This is a genomic window from Pandoraea bronchicola (assembly GCF_902459805.1).
GTDB lineage: Bacteria > Pseudomonadota > Gammaproteobacteria > Burkholderiales > Burkholderiaceae > Pandoraea > Pandoraea bronchicola.
Genome location: NZ_CABPST010000009.1, coordinates 85,498 through 99,250, shown reverse-complemented (window position 1 = coordinate 99,250; position 13,753 = coordinate 85,498). Strand labels below are relative to the sequence as shown.

14 protein-coding genes are annotated in these 13,753 nt (G+C 64.0%); 8 read left to right on the top strand and 6 right to left on the bottom strand.

What is annotated here, in order from left to right; genetic code table 11:
• Positions 1-15: 15 nt before the first annotated feature.
• On the bottom strand, positions 16-1,737 hold the full coding sequence (locus PBR20603_RS16590) for a putative bifunctional diguanylate cyclase/phosphodiesterase (protein ID WP_150560608.1): 1,722 nt from the start codon (positions 1,735-1,737) through the stop codon (positions 16-18).
• A 530-nt stretch (positions 1,738-2,267) separates the two neighbouring features.
• On the opposite strand from PBR20603_RS16590, the gene yfiR reads away from it, so the two are divergent.
• The 4 genes from yfiR (at position 2,268) to PBR20603_RS16570 (ending at position 6,306) form a co-directional block, all read left to right on the top strand.
• Entirely contained in the window at positions 2,268-2,789 is a 522-nt protein-coding gene (yfiR, locus tag PBR20603_RS16585; protein WP_246174769.1) for a regulatory sequestration protein YfiR, read from the top strand.
• 134 nt (positions 2,790-2,923) lie between these two features.
• Positions 2,924-4,171, top strand: coding sequence for a diguanylate cyclase DgcN/YfiN (gene dgcN / locus PBR20603_RS16580; protein ID WP_150560713.1), 1,248 nt, complete (start codon positions 2,924-2,926; stop codon positions 4,169-4,171).
• A gap of 176 nt (positions 4,172-4,347) precedes the next feature.
• The gene (gene yfiB / locus PBR20603_RS16575) at positions 4,348-4,833 is read left to right on the top strand and encodes an outer membrane lipoprotein YfiB (protein WP_246174767.1); all 486 of its coding nucleotides are present in this window, start codon (positions 4,348-4,350) and stop codon (positions 4,831-4,833) included.
• A gap of 261 nt (positions 4,834-5,094) precedes the next feature.
• On the top strand, positions 5,095-6,306 hold the full coding sequence (locus PBR20603_RS16570; RefSeq protein ID WP_174977955.1) for an SGNH/GDSL hydrolase family protein: 1,212 nt from the start codon (positions 5,095-5,097) through the stop codon (positions 6,304-6,306).
• A gap of 17 nt (positions 6,307-6,323) precedes the next feature.
• Here PBR20603_RS16570 and PBR20603_RS16565 read toward each other — a convergent pair whose 3' ends face one another.
• Positions 6,324-6,986 carry a 2-hydroxychromene-2-carboxylate isomerase gene (locus PBR20603_RS16565; RefSeq protein ID WP_150560607.1) on the bottom strand — a complete coding sequence of 221 codons (663 nt, stop codon included), beginning with the start codon at positions 6,984-6,986 and terminating at the stop codon, positions 6,324-6,326.
• 244 nt (positions 6,987-7,230) lie between these two features.
• On the opposite strand from PBR20603_RS16565, the gene PBR20603_RS16560 reads away from it, so the two are divergent.
• Complete coding sequence (locus PBR20603_RS16560) at positions 7,231-8,283, top strand: YeiH family protein (RefSeq protein ID WP_150560606.1); 1,053 nt, start codon at positions 7,231-7,233, stop codon at positions 8,281-8,283.
• Between the two features lie 123 nt (positions 8,284-8,406).
• A complete protein-coding gene (locus PBR20603_RS24190) occupies positions 8,407-8,577 on the top strand; it encodes a hypothetical protein (RefSeq protein ID WP_158453314.1) in 171 nt (56 codons plus the stop codon).
• A gap of 82 nt (positions 8,578-8,659) precedes the next feature.
• Here the strand turns inward: PBR20603_RS24190 and PBR20603_RS16555 are convergent, their stop codons facing one another.
• From PBR20603_RS16555 to PBR20603_RS16540, 4 genes are all read right to left on the bottom strand, one after another.
• Positions 8,660-9,553 (bottom strand): glycosyltransferase family 2 protein, encoded by an 894-nt coding sequence (locus PBR20603_RS16555; protein WP_150560605.1) that lies wholly within the window; start codon positions 9,551-9,553, stop codon positions 8,660-8,662.
• A 13-nt stretch (positions 9,554-9,566) separates the two neighbouring features.
• Complete coding sequence (locus PBR20603_RS16550) at positions 9,567-10,883, bottom strand: O-antigen ligase family protein (protein WP_150560604.1); 1,317 nt, start codon at positions 10,881-10,883, stop codon at positions 9,567-9,569.
• A 127-nt stretch (positions 10,884-11,010) separates the two neighbouring features.
• The gene (locus tag PBR20603_RS16545; protein WP_150560603.1) at positions 11,011-11,358 is read right to left on the bottom strand and encodes a hypothetical protein; all 348 of its coding nucleotides are present in this window, start codon (positions 11,356-11,358) and stop codon (positions 11,011-11,013) included.
• Between the two features lie 58 nt (positions 11,359-11,416).
• Positions 11,417-11,629 carry a hypothetical protein gene (locus tag PBR20603_RS16540; protein WP_150560602.1) on the bottom strand — a complete coding sequence of 71 codons (213 nt, stop codon included), beginning with the start codon at positions 11,627-11,629 and terminating at the stop codon, positions 11,417-11,419.
• A 304-nt stretch (positions 11,630-11,933) separates the two neighbouring features.
• Here PBR20603_RS16540 and PBR20603_RS16535 point away from each other — a divergent pair, with 304 nt between their 5' ends.
• Together PBR20603_RS16535 and PBR20603_RS16530 are read left to right on the top strand one after the other, a co-directional pair.
• On the top strand, positions 11,934-12,887 hold the full coding sequence (locus tag PBR20603_RS16535) for a LysR family transcriptional regulator (RefSeq protein ID WP_150560601.1): 954 nt from the start codon (positions 11,934-11,936) through the stop codon (positions 12,885-12,887).
• 211 nt (positions 12,888-13,098) lie between these two features.
• Positions 13,099-13,752 carry a DUF4286 family protein gene (locus PBR20603_RS16530; RefSeq protein ID WP_150560600.1) on the top strand — a complete coding sequence of 218 codons (654 nt, stop codon included), beginning with the start codon at positions 13,099-13,101 and terminating at the stop codon, positions 13,750-13,752.
• The last annotated feature ends 1 nt before the right edge of the window (position 13,753 follow it).

Here is a 13,753-nt window from a genome sequence, read left to right as displayed (position 1 = left end):
GGCCTCTTCCGCGCGTCAGCGGCGGGCGCCGCTGCCAAGCGGCGCGACGATATGGTAGATGCCTTGTATGTCGACGGGCCGTGCAAACCAGTAGCCTTGCGCCTCGTCGCAGCCCAGCTCGGTGAGCCGTTGCGCCTGCGCTTTCGTCTCCACACCCTCGGCCGTCACGCGCAGACCGAGCGAGTGGGCCATGGCGATGACCGCGCTCACGATGGCGTGACTCGGTGCGTGCGTCAGCATGTCGCGCACGAACGTCTGGTCGATCTTCAGGCGATGGACGGGAAAGCGCGTCAGGTAGGCAAGGCTGGCATAGCCCGTGCCGAAGTCGTCGACGGCGATTTCCACCCCCATATCGTGCAGCGAGCGCAGGCAATCGACGGCGGCGCTGGAGTCCCCGAGCAGCACGGTCTCCGTGATTTCGATCTCCAGATAGCGGGGCTCCAGCGCATGGGCGTTCAGGGCGCGCTCGACCATGCCGACGACGTCCTGCCGTGCGAACTGCTGCGCCGAGACGTTGACCGAGATGCGCGGCAGTTGCCCGCACCGGCGCAATAGACGGCTGGCTTCACGGCAGGCCGTCTGCATGACCCACTCGCCGAGCGGCAGGATCAGCCCTGCGGTTTCCGCGATCGGGATGAATTCCGCCGGACCGACGGCGCCCAGCGACGGGTGACGCCAGCGCAGGAGTGCCTCGGCATGACCAATCGCGCCGTCCGCCAGACTGACCTGCGGCTGGTAGACGAGATGCAGTTGCGAGTGCGCCTGTTCGTGTACGGCAACGCGCAGCAGGCTCTCGAGTTCATTGTGCCGGCGCGTTTGCGCATCCATCTCGCTGCTGAAGAAGCGCAGTCCGCCACCGGCGGCGCTCGCAATGCCGAGGGCGATGTGGGCGCGGCGCAGGAGTGTCTCTGGCGTATGGCCGTGGTCGGGGTAGCTGACCGCGCCGATGCTCGCGTCGAGCGCGACGGAATTCTGATCGACGTCCACCCATTGGGCCAGCCGTGCCTGAATCCGCGCTGCCAACAGACGTGCGCCATCGCCCGTTTCGTTGGTGACGATGACGAACTGACTGCCGCCCAGGCACGCGAGCGCGTCTTCGGGCCCGCTCGCTTCGCGAAGACGTTCGGCGGCGATGCGCAGCGCCAGCTCTGCGGCCGGCGGGCCAAAGGTGCTGCGGAGCTTGCGCAGGTGATCGAGTTCAACGAGCAGGACCGTCAGCCCGACCTGTTGACGTGCGCATCGATGGATGGCCAGCTCGAGCCGTTCGTTGAGCAAGGTCTGGTTGGGCAGCGACGTGACGGGGTCGTGATGCGTGACGTACCAGAGTCGGGACGCGACCTGCACCTGTTGCGAGAGGTCGAGCACGATGCCGACCCAACGCCGCTCGCCGGGGGCATGTTCGACGCAGGAGAGCGCCAGGCGGACCGGCAGCCAACTGCGCGTGTGGGTAAGCAGATGCCATTCGTCGTCGTAAGGCACGGCTTCGTCGGCCGACAGGCTGGCCAGCGCGGGCAGACGGCGGCGAGCCAGTTCCGACGGATCGAGCAATGAAAGGAAGCTGCGCTTGCCCAGCAGGTCCGCCGGCTGATAATCCGTCAGACGGGTGAACGCGGCGTTCATGCGCTCGAGCATGCCATCGTCGGTGCAGACGAACATGGCATAGGGCGCGCTGTCGAGCGCGGCACGGCTCAACTCGGCTTGGACGTCGGGCACCCGACGAGGTACCGGATCGTTCATGCCGGTGCCTCCCGAAAGCCGGTCCGGCCGGAGTTCAGGAACGTCATGCAACACCTCCCTGGCGTCGCGATTTTTATCTCGATAATCGAGCGATCTGATCTCTCGATTCCCGTTGTTTATCAAATGGTTATGAATGCCATTCTGCCACGTGGAGAACGCGTGTGGGCAAGGGAAAACGCGGGGGGAAAGGGGGTTCCGAAAATGCGCCGGTACGCGCATGCTGTGCATGGTCGTTTGCCGAAAGTCGCGTCGACCGGCAACGGCAGGTGAGGACAATGTGCCGGCGGGCACCGCTTCTGCCCGTCTAATTCATTTGGCCTGAGGCCGAACCCTTCGGTATCATGCGGCCTGATTCAAGCGGAAGGCTGTGGGGGACGCCAGTCGGATATGGCGTTGCATGCCCGCCCCGACCCACTTTTCGGCAAAGGAAGACAGCGTTGCATTGCGTCTGGACATCGACGAGCGGTAAGGCACTAGGCACCTGGCGAGAACGTCGGCTGCCTCGTCGTCTGCACGCGCGTCTGACGTGTTTGCTGCTGCTCGTTTGTTGGGCTGCGCCCGGTTATGCTGTCGCGCAGACGCCCGAGACTGCCGCGTCCGCCAGCACGCGGGAAGCCAACGTGCGACAGGTGGTGCTCGGCATCATCAGCTTTACCCGCTGGCCGAGCACTCCGGCCAAAGTGCGCCTGTGCGTGAGCGGTAACACCGACTACGCGCGCGACCTGCTCTCGGGACCGCTGCCGAGTAGCGGCGTTCCGGTCGAGGCGCAACGCATGTCCGTCGCCGATCCAGCAATTGGTTCGTTGTGCGACGCGTTATATCTCGGCGCCGTGAGCGACGCCGAGCGCCGGCAATTACTGGCGAACATCGCCGGTCATCCCATATTGACGATCAGCGAGCGCAACGACTCATGCACGCTCGGGGCGATGTTTTGCCTGAATGTCGATCCCGACAGGGTGACTTTCGACATCAACCTCGACACCGTCGCGCGCAGCGGCGTACGTGTCCACCCCAACGTGCTGAAGCTGGCACGAAAAGTGGGGACACCATGACGACCCAACGCCCCCCAGTCCCCCCTATGTCTCCTGGTTCAGGCACCCCCGTCGCCGGGCTGCTGCCGCCTCACATTTCCTCCGACGCACCGGCCGGTGACGCTCATGATCCGCCGCCCGCCGCTCAGCCCTACATGACCGAAGCGCCGGCCCGCCGCCGCGGGCCGTCATTGCAGCGGGTGTTGCGCCGCACGCACTTGCGGCTGGCCGTTTCTGCGGTCGTGCTCGCCGCCGTCGCGCTCTCACTCGTGGCATGGCTCGCCCTGCGCGCGTATGCCGAGAACAATCTGATGCTCATCGGGCGCTCGCTTGCCTATACCGCCGAGGCGGCGGTCGTATTCGGTGACCGGGTGGCCGCGCAGGAGGCGATTGCCCTTATCGCCACTGACGAAGACGTCTTTCAGGTGCGCGTGCTCGATGCGAACAATGCGCAGTTTGCGCTGTGGCGCAGGCGCGATGGCGGCACCTTTGCGCGAGTCGAGCGCATGGTCGCAGAGGTTGCGCTGCCCGGCCCCGTCACGTTGCCAATTCGTCACGACGAAAAAATCGTCGGCTACGTCGAGGTGCAGGGCGAGGGGCATCAATTCTTCGTTTTCCTGATGAGTGGTGTGGGCGGCATGCTCGCCTGCCTGCTGGTGACGTTCGCCGTGTCGAACGTGCTCGCCATGCGAATGCATCGCGATATCGTCAAACCGCTGCGGGCACTTGCCGAAGTGGCGCATGCGGTGCGCCGGGAGCGAGCGTTCCATCAGCGCGTCGCAGCCACGCCACTGGCCGAGCTGAAGGAACTTGGCGACGACTTCAACGCGTTACTCGACGAATTCGAGGGCTGGCAGAATCATTTGCGTGCGCAGAACGCCACGCTCGCGCATCAGGCCAATCACGATCAATTGACAGGGCTGCCGAACCGCGCGTATTTCGAATCGCGCCTTGCACAGGCCCTCGCCGACGCACGCGAGCTCGGCACGCACGTCGCGCTGCTTTATCTCGACAGCGACCGCTTCAAGGAAATCAACGACCAGTTGGGGCATGATGCCGGCGATGCTGTGCTCGTGGCCATTGCCGAGCGTTTGCGTCAGCCGCTGCGTGAGGGGGATCTGGTCGCCCGCCTGGGCGGCGATGAGTTCGCCGTCATGTTGCCGGGAGTACGGCAGACGTCGAACGCCGTGCGGCTTGCGCAGAGCGTGCTCGTCGCGATGGAAAAGCCGATTGTGCTGCCCGACGGCGGCGAAATTGTCACCTCGATGAGTATCGGCGTGGCGTTGTACCCGACGCACGCCAGCGACGCCCCTGCACTACTGCGCGTGGCGGACGCGGCAATGTATCAGGCCAAGCGTGCCGGCGTCGGCACCTGGCATGTTGCGGAAAGCCCCAAGAGATAAGGCGGCGCGCAGCACCTAAGCTGAAAGACACCGTAAACACAAATGACGACCGGATTACACAACGCAATGGGGATTTTGCTTTGGACTTCGCTGTTGATACACACAACTTACGCTCACGCCCGCTGACCCGTGTGTCAGCGGCCTCCATCGTTCGTGCCATCGCTTGCGGGAGCGCGTTGGCTCGAAAGCTGTTGGGCATCGTCTGCCTGGTGGGGCTGGGCGCACTGGCCGGGTGCCAGACCACGCCGGTGCACGGACTGACGGCCGAACAGATCGCGGCCCTGAAGGCGGAGGGCTTTAGGCAGACCGACGAAGGCTGGGAATTCGGCTTGTCCGACACGGTGCTGTTCGATACCGACAAGTTCGTGCTGCGCGACGGTGCGCGGCAGACTGTCTTGCGCATCGGCGCAACGCTCGTGAAGGTCGGTCTGAACGAGGTCCGCATCTACGGCTACACCGACTCGGTAGGCAGCGACACCTACAACGAGCAACTCTCGGGGCGTCGTGCCGATGCGGTGGCCGATGTACTGGTCGACGCGGGCATGCCGCGCGCCGGAATTCAGACCATTGGGGCCGGCAAGCGCAACCCCGTGGCCGATAACAGCACGCCCGCCGGCCGCGCGCAGAACCGGCGCGTTGCGATCGTTATTTCGACGCGCTGAGTTTTCCGTCCGCCGGGTTTCGTCACATCAAACCGGGTGTGGCGCCGGTATCGGCGGCAGCCATGTCAGCCATTTGCCATTGGCCACAATCAGGCACAATGGCGGCTGTCGCCGGACGGTACCGGCCGAATTGTCCACGTTGTCCCGATGCTCCCGACGTTTCTGATCCACCGGTCTTCTTCCGCCGACGGTTTGCGCCGAACGCCCGGAGCGCTGCGAGCGCTCGGTGTTGCGTTGAGCGGCGCGTTGTTCGCCGTGGCGATGACGGGCGCGCCGTTGCAGGTCTTCGCGCAGAACGCTCGCGTCGGTGCGTGGGCGACGGCGCCGCAAGCCGTGGCGCAGCATCCGGCGGCACCGTCGTTCAACCGGGCGCCGGCGGTGAGTGGACGCACGGTCCGTCAGATCGTCTATCCCACCCTTTCCGGCAACGATGTCCGCGTGCGCTTTTCCAACGCCTATGGCACGCAACCGTTGGTGATCGAACGCGCAAGCCTCGCAACGTCGGTGCGGGGAGCTGCGGTCGATGCCGCCAGCCTTCGCGTATTGACGTTCGGCGGTCAGCCGATGGCGCGGATCGCACCGGGCGCTGCGCTCGAGAGCGACCCGCTGCCCTTCGCCGTGCGCGCCGGGACACCGCTGGCGATCAGTCTGCTCACGCGGGAAGCCAAGCCGCCGACAACGTGGCACAAGATCGCGCAGCAGACCGCGTTCCTGAGTGATGCGGGCGATTTCGTCGACACGGCGCAGGCGTCGGCTTATCCCACACGCTTTACGAATACGCTATGGCTGGCCGGACTCAGTGTGGTGCCGGAAGTGCCCGCACAGGCCATCGTCACCATCGGCGACTCAATCACGGACGGCATGCGCAGCACGCTGAACGCGAACCGCCGTTGGCCGGATGTGCTGGCGCGGCGTCTGGAGAGTGCCGGACGCCGTGACATCGCGGTGCTCAATCTCGGCATCAGCGGCAATCGCTTGCTGCACGATTCGGCCTGTTACGGCGAACGCCTCGTTGCGCGCTTCCGGCGCGACGCGCTGGAGCAGCCGGGCGTAAGAACGATTGTTGTGCAGATCGGCATCAACGACATTAATTTCGGCTATGTACCGCCCCATAGCGGACTCGATTGCGATGTGCCGCACGTGATCGTGAGCGCCCCTGACATGATCGCCGGGTACCAGTCGCTGATTGCCGCGGCCCGTTCGCGCAATTTGCGCATTCTCGGAACGACGATTCCCCCGGGCAAGCTGCCGCCCGAGCGCGAGGCGGTGCGCGAGGCCGTCAACCAATGGGTGCGTACAGGTGGGGCTTTCGACGGCGTGATCGATTTCGACGCCGCCCTGCGAGATCCGGCACGGCCGACTCGCATGCTGCCGCGCCTGGATAGTGGTGATGGCACGCACCCGAGCGATGCAGGCTATGCCGCGATGGCCGATGCCGTGCCGCTGCCGCTGGTCCTCGGCGGGGCGAAATAACGCTCAGGCGGCAGGCGTCAGCGTTCGCGCCGCACGCCGACCGTGACCTGCTGCAAACGCGCCACGTCGGGCGAACGCAGCCATTCCGGATGGGCGAGGCAGTGGCGGAACAACGCCGTGGCGTCGTCTCCCCAGTACAGCTCCCCGTCATAGGCAAACGTCGGCACGCCGAACACCCCGGCCGCAATCGCCGTGTCGGTGTTTGCCCGCAGGTCTGCCTTGGCCTGCGGCGCTTCGGCCAGCGCGATGGCCTCGTCGGCGGAAAGGCCGAGGCGCTCGCTCAGGTCCTGCCAGCCTTGTGCATCGGTGACGTCGCGCCCCTGCGCCCAGATGAACCGGAAAATCGTGCGAACCACGTCATGGGTCGCTCCGAGCGCCACGGCCAGACGCAGCACGCGGATCGGGTGAAACGGATGCACCGGCGGCATGCGAAACGCGATGCCATCCTGCTCGGCACGGAACTGTGCCATCCGGTAGGTGAAGATGCGCTTGTGCGGTGTCTCAGCCGGCCCCTGCGTTTGCAGATGCGCGAGGACCGCGCCCAGCACGATCGGTTTGAGGTCGATGGCGAGCGAGCGGGGCAGTGTGTCGAAACGCTCGAATTGCAGATAGGCGAACGGGGACGCGAAATCGAAGTACCACTGGGCACGGCGGGCGAGGGGGGCAGCAGCTTGCGACATGAGGCACGGTCTCCGGATAGGAATGCTGGACGCTCTTCGTGGCGGCTAGGACGAGTGTAACGGCCCTTCGCAGACGTTTGCACCCGTGGACATCTGCGCCGAATACGAAAAACTCCATCGATTCAGCGAGTTATGCGTGGGAGAAATAATTATCGGTTATTTGGATATATCGTATCCGATATAACGATTTTTATTATTGAAGGGGAGTTTTTAGACTTGCAGTCATTCCAGAGGAGTGCCTGCGATGACCACCAAAACCCATACCCCCCACCCCGCGACGGCCAAGCGGTCCGAAACGCTGGTGCCGGATCAGCAAAATCCGTGGGCAGGTCTGATTCTCTCGACGGTGATTGCTTTTGTCGCGTTGTTACTCGGCCGTCAGATGCCGCTCATCGGCGGCCCGGTATTCGGCATCCTCCTCGGCATCATCGTTCGCAACGTGTTCTCGCCCGGTGTCCGTTACGAAGCGGGCATCAAGTTCGCCTCGAAGTATGTGCTCCAGTGGTCGATCATCGCGCTCGGTTTCGGCCTGAGCCTGTCGCAAGTGGCGCATACGGGGCTCGAATCGCTGGCGGTCACGGCGGTCACGATTACCGCTGCCGGGCTGTCGGCCTGGGGGCTCGGCCGCCTGCTTGGCGTGGGCGACAAGCTCAAGCTGCTCATCGGCGTGGGCACGGCGATCTGCGGCGGCTCGGCGATTGCGGCCGTCACGCCCATCGTCAAGCCGGACGACCACGAAACCGCCTTCGCGATCTCAACCATCTTCCTGTTCAATATTGCGGCCGTGCTGCTGTTCCCGATGCTCGGTCACATGCTTCATCTGTCGGACCTCGGTTTCGGTATGTGGGCGGGGACGGCGATCAACGATACGTCGTCGGTGGTGGCCGCCGGTTATAGCTACAGCAAGGCGGCGGGCGACTACGCAACCATCGTCAAGCTCACGCGTGCCACGCTGATCATCCCGATCTGCCTGACGCTGGCGGCCATCGTGGCATACCGCGCCAAACGTGCCGGGGCCGGTAACTTCAGTCTTGCCCGCATCTTCCCGTGGTTCATCCTTGGCTTCCTGATCGCGTCGGGTGTCCGCACGGCGGGCCTGGTGCCGGCGGAACTGCAACCGTGGATTCACGACGCCGCCGAGTTCCTCATCATCGTTGCTCTCACGGCCATCGGTCTGTCGTCGAACCTGCGCCGTATGGCCTCGACCGGCGTGCGTCCCATCTTGCTGGGACTCGGCGTGTGGGCCGCCGTATCGGTGAGCAGCCTCGCGGTGCAATTGGCGATGGGCCAGCTCTGATCCTTGCCGCCGTGGGTGGCGCACAAGCCTGATACCGACCCGGCGCGCCAGCCGGGTTCGGTCGCCTAAAATGAAATCACGGATGGCCGTTGGTCGTCCGTGAAGCATTTTCGGGAGGCCGTGATGGCAACCTCATTCGGTGAGATCTGGTACACGATCGGCGCGTTGGTCGTCATCGCGTTGCTGGCCGGCATGGTGTGGGAGTTGGGTGTCTGGTGGACGCGACACCCCGATCACCGTGCGGTGCAACGCCTTGAGCACGCGTGGGAGAAGATTCGTCACCCGCGGCATTGAGTGCCTGAGGCGACGCGTATCAAGACATGCAGGAAACACGGCCGACGCGCGTCGGCCGGTGGGAAGGTATGTGCCGTGCGGCTCAGTCGAGCTTCAGGTGATGCGGCACGTTGGCGTCCCAGCGCTCAAGATCTTCGAGCGGATACGGCTTGCTGCCGTGCAGGGCGCGTTTGATACGGCTCTTGCCGCTGGGCCGGGGGACATTGGGCAACGCGGCACCGGCCGGCGTGCCCGCCAGATCGAGATAGTCGCGTTTGAACTCTGCCTGCGTCATCCCCCACTTCATCAGAAACTCGCGGCTGCCGCGATTCTTGACGACACGGCCCGTCGACCGGCAGCCGAAGTGATACACGACACTCTTGCCGACAATGCGAAATGTGCGGCAGCCGACGAGCCACAACTTCATCAGGAAGTCGTCGTCACTGCTCATGCCCGGTCCGAACTCAATGCTGTAGCCGCCGACGAGATGCCACAGACTGCGGCTCACGAGGGTGGGCTGTGTCGGCACGCCGTTGACGTCGGCACGGCCAAGCGAGGACGCGAAGGCGAGCAGGGCGGTCTCGTCGAACGTTTCCGGTGTGGTGCCGAAGTCCCGCGAGATCACCTGTTTGCTGACGCCGGCGTTCGGTTCGATCATCACCGACGAGAGGTAGTACACGGGCGTGTCGAGTGTACGGGCGGCGTCGATGAGCGCGGTATCCCAGCCGGGGGTGACGAACATGTCGTCGTTCAGGAAAAGCAACTGATCGTGCGACGCCAGCGGCGCGAGCTGATTGAGCGCCAGACAGACCCCCACGTTGCCGCTGCTGTGGGTGTGACGCAGACCTTGTTCCCGTACCCAGTCGAGCGTGCCGTCGCTGCCGTCGTTCACGTGAACAAGGATTTCGTGCGCTTCGCCCGAATGGCGGCGGACGCTATCGATACACAGCTTGAGGAACGGCAGGTTGTTCCAGGTCGGGATCAGAATGCTTAGCATGTTGGGAACAGCGTTATTTCCGGGCGGCAGGAATCTTGTCGTCGGTCGTCCTGACCGAGTTGTCGACAGGATAGGCGAAGGCGGCGAACAGGGCCACCATCGTCGAATAGAAGCCCACGGTGACCTTCAGATTGAAGGTCTCCACGGTGAGGCCGAATATGGCAAAAGCGACCGCCGTCATCAGTCCCATCAGCGCAGCGCGATGCTCTCTGGGACGATGCCGGATCTTGGCTGACCTGACGAAGAAATAGGCTGGCCCAATGTAGACACCGAGAATACTGAGCAAGCCGAACACCAGTCCGTAATCGACCACGTATGCCAGGATCTGGTTATGCACCTCACCCTTCCCATAATCGGCGGCCAACGGGGTCAGGATGCCGGCTGCGGCCATGGCGGGCATGGCGTCGCGATAACCGTGGGCGCCCAATCCGAGCAAGGGTTTCGCCTCGATAAGTTTCCCTGCGGCTTTCCACAATTCAAGCCGGATACCCGTGGACGAATCGGGCTGCCCCGCGTACAGGCCGATGAGATCCGTCCGGATGGCCTCGAACCGCTCCCGAACCATCGACGACGCAAAGGCGCTGGTCAACAAAACTAACGCGATGAGCGCAATAGCGGCTCGCCTGCCCATGCTGACCGGATGCTTGTGCCAAAAAAACCACACCGCCAGCAGACACGGCAGCGCGATCCAGCCGCCTCGGGATTGGCTCGCCCACGATGCATAGCAGCCGGCAGCGGCGCCGAGAATCTTGAAAGCGACCGTCCACGGTTTGTCGTGGGAGAGCCAGTGAATTGAGACCAGGGAGAGAACGCCGAGCAGCAGCGCCATATCTCCGAAATGAATCGGGTTCAGAAACGAGCTTTCGGCTCTCGCGGTCAGCAGGTCGGCCGTTGAGTACAAGGCCATGACTGCCGCGCAGATAGCCCCGGCCCCGAACGTCAGATCGACCCACTTCGGGATGACATCCACGATCCTGCGCAGACTGAAAAACACAATGGTGGCCAGCAGGAAGCGCACAGGAGAGTCGAGCGTATTCGCGACGATCTTGCCGTGGAGCACCTCGTCCGCCAGGATCGCGAAGAACGGCAGGGACAACGAGACGATGAGCACCCGGACGTGGGGACAGGTCTTGATGAGCGAGGAAATCTCGCCGCGCTTACGATCCGTCAGGAGGAGGGCGGCACCAAGCGCCAGCGCCAGGAACATCACCGTGTTCCCCCCGCGCGGAACGACAAGCGCGGCGGCGGGAAACAGCAGGAGTAGCGTGCCGAAAATCGTGGCAATAGGATGTCGGCTCGGAGTTAGCGCCGACGCGTCAGACTTGCTCATTGGGTAACAGGCGGACTTCGGGGATTTACTTTGCACGAAGTATGCCAGAAATGCCTGCGCCGACGCGTTTTCGTCGGCCGGGCGCAACGCCCTGAGCAAAATCGGAGGGAATTGCGCCGAACGTCCTTTACAAGTTCATCGCCCCCAGCACCCCGCACAGATGCAGCGCCACGTGCGTCCAGGCCGCTTCATCGTACGATTCCCCTTCGCGTGCCTGCCGCTGCGCTTCGTGAAACGCACGCCAGAGGGCGGCCGCGCTCGATGGGGTGCCTCCAGCCAACTGGTATTGACGCTGCAGGGCTTCGGCCAGCCACGGTTGTTCGTGGGCACAGGCTTGCGCATAGGCCTCGACCGCGATTCGCGCGTAGGGGTCGCTGGCCGGGGCGAGTACCACGTGCTGACTGGCAGCCGGACGCGGCAAAGCGGACAGGGCGTGGCGCTCGGGGGCGCGGTGGCGTGTGGGGTGATGTTTCATGAAGGTCTCGTCTCGTTGGCCGCGCCAGGGCCGCTGGCGCGGAATCACTTACGTGGACTCAGTCGTTTTCCAGATCGCGAATGAACAGCATTGCCGCGTGCTTGGCCTGATCAATGCTCGAGAAAATCCGGCCATCCATGGGCCAGACATCGACCAGTACCGCGTAGTTGCCCGGCTGATCGGCCTGCATGATGCGGATGTAATGCTGCCGGAACACGCAGCGCGCGAGTTCCACTGTCGGATGCGGTCGGCGGAAGTGGGCGGTTGCCATGACAGTCTCCAGAAATTCGGCCCTCCGGCCTCGGCGGGCCGTTGAATGACTCATTGCAAATCGCGTGCCAGACCTCTCGAGGTCATTAACTATCTGATTTTTAAAGGGATGGAGAGCGCTCGCCACCCGAGCCTGTCGAAAAACGTTACGGAAACGAAACATGACGGGAACGTTCGACGTAACAAGAATCTTTGGAGGAGCCACGCAGGATGCTTCGCGACGGGCGTTGGCTTGCCGCTTTTCTGTTCCCGCTAGAATGAGGCACTCCTTAACGCGTGCCGCCTCCTCGCCCCCGATACACCGCATGAATCTGCGCTTTCTCGAAACCTTCGTCTGGCTTGCCAAGCTGCGTAATTTCCGGCTGACGGCCGAACGTCTGCATACGACGCAGGCGGGTGTGTCCAGCCGGATCGCGTCGCTGGAGCAGAGTTTCGGGGTGCGCCTGTTCGATCGCAGTGCCCGCGAGGTCACGCTCACGGCGGCCGGGCAGAAAGCGTTGGCATATGCCGAACGCATCGTCATGCTCGGGCAGGAGATGAAGCGTGAACTGAGCGATCCGGACATGCCGCCGGGCGTGCTCAAGATCGGGGTTGTCGAGTCGATCGTGCATAGCTGGTTTCCGGATCTCGCTGCACGCGTTCACCGCGACTACCCCCAGCTCGAGATCGAAGTCACGAGCGAGACGACCATCAACCTGTGCAAGCAGCTCGAAGCGGGCACGCTTGACCTGGTGTTGCAAACCGACGTTCAGCACGGTGCCGGGGTCGAAAACCTGGCGCTCGCCGAGTTTCCGATGCGTTGGGTGGCGAGTCCGAAGCTCAATCTCGAAGGGGAAACACTCGATGTGGCCGATCTGGCGGCGTATCCCCTGGTGAGTTTTTCGCGTAACTCGGGGCCGCACAAGACACTCGAGCGCATGTTTTCGGTCGCTGCGGAGCGGCCGGTGCGGGTGAATTGCATGACGTCGGTGGCAGCCATCATCCGGCTCGTAGCCGACGGTTTCGGAGTGGCCATGCTGCCGCCCGCGATCATTCAGCGTGAACTGGGTGAACACAGCCTGCATTTGCTGCGCGTGAACGCCAACTTTCCCAATCTGCCGCTCGTCGGGTCGTTCCGTACCGGGGCGCTGCTCGCCGAAAACGTCGCGCGTCTTGCGCAACGCACGGCCAGCGAGTTCGCCCTGAACATGGGGCCGGACATCGCCATTCCGCCCGCCGCCGCCATGACCGCGCCGGCATGGGGCTCCAACGAATCCTGAGCCTGCGGCCATCGCCCGGCCGCCGTATTTCCCTCTGCGCTGGCCCCGTCCGGCAAGGCACCTCCGCGAGTCATAAGAATTTGCTGTCGCGGCGAATTTGATTTCTTGTTGGACGCATTTCCGCCCGTTTTGCACACTCGGCTAGACGCTCGACCCGTACGCTCCTGCGTGCCGGCCGGCCCCCCGATTGTCGAAACCGATGGATTGCCTCATGACTGCCACTGCTCCACGCGCCCAACTCTGCATCTGGACGAATATCGATCCGGCCTTCGAAGTTGACTTCAACCGCTGGTACGACCGCGAACACATGCAGGAACGGGTGGCGATTCCGGGCTTTCAGTTCGCCCGTCGCTTCAAGGCGTTGCACGACTGCGCCCGCCCGTATCTGGCGCTCTACTGCACACAGGACGCCGCCGTCTTCACCAGCGAGCCGTATGCCCAGGCCTTCGAGCATCAGACGGCATGGTCCCTGAGCAACTTCGCACGCATGCAGGGCACGCAACGCCGCGTCGGCACGCTCGATGTCGAAGCGGGCGAAGGGCAGGGCGGCATGCTCGCCGCGTTCGTGATGACGCAGGCTGTGGTGGCTCAGGCGCGTCCGCGTCTGGATGCGCAGCTCGCCGAGGTGGCGCAGGGTGACGGCATCGTGCGTGCCACGCTGCAAGTCACCGTGCCGGTGCTGTCGGTCTCGCTCACCGCCAAGGACGCCCCGTTGCCTCCCGCCGACGCTGTCGTGCTGATCGAAGGCACGGACCCGGACAGGGTTCGCACCGCCGCTGAAACGCTCGCCGCCTCCTACGGCGTGCCGGCCAGCGAAGTCACCCGCTTCGCCATGTTGTGGCGCCTTGGCGCCAACGACGACTGAC

Coding starts and splice junctions, on each gene's coding strand:
- PBR20603_RS24190 (WP_158453314.1), top strand. CDS start 8,407: ATGGCAACCTCATTCGGTGAGATCTGGTACACGATCGGCGCGTTGGTC.
- PBR20603_RS16530 (WP_150560600.1), top strand. CDS start 13,099: ATGACTGCCACTGCTCCACGCGCCCAACTCTGCATCTGGACGAATATC.
- PBR20603_RS16550 (WP_150560604.1), bottom strand. CDS start 10,883: ATGAGCAAGTCTGACGCGTCGGCGCTAACTCCGAGCCGACATCCTATT.
- PBR20603_RS16590 (WP_150560608.1), bottom strand. CDS start 1,737: ATGAACGATCCGGTACCTCGTCGGGTGCCCGACGTCCAAGCCGAGTTG.
- PBR20603_RS16555 (WP_150560605.1), bottom strand. CDS start 9,553: ATGCTAAGCATTCTGATCCCGACCTGGAACAACCTGCCGTTCCTCAAG.
- PBR20603_RS16570 (WP_174977955.1), top strand. CDS start 5,095: ATGACGGGCGCGCCGTTGCAGGTCTTCGCGCAGAACGCTCGCGTCGGT.
- PBR20603_RS16565 (WP_150560607.1), bottom strand. CDS start 6,986: ATGTCGCAAGCTGCTGCCCCCCTCGCCCGCCGTGCCCAGTGGTACTTC.
- dgcN (WP_150560713.1), top strand. CDS start 2,924: ATGACCGAAGCGCCGGCCCGCCGCCGCGGGCCGTCATTGCAGCGGGTG.
- PBR20603_RS16535 (WP_150560601.1), top strand. CDS start 11,934: ATGAATCTGCGCTTTCTCGAAACCTTCGTCTGGCTTGCCAAGCTGCGT.
- PBR20603_RS16560 (WP_150560606.1), top strand. CDS start 7,231: ATGACCACCAAAACCCATACCCCCCACCCCGCGACGGCCAAGCGGTCC.
- PBR20603_RS16545 (WP_150560603.1), bottom strand. CDS start 11,358: ATGAAACATCACCCCACACGCCACCGCGCCCCCGAGCGCCACGCCCTG.
- PBR20603_RS16540 (WP_150560602.1), bottom strand. CDS start 11,629: ATGGCAACCGCCCACTTCCGCCGACCGCATCCGACAGTGGAACTCGCG.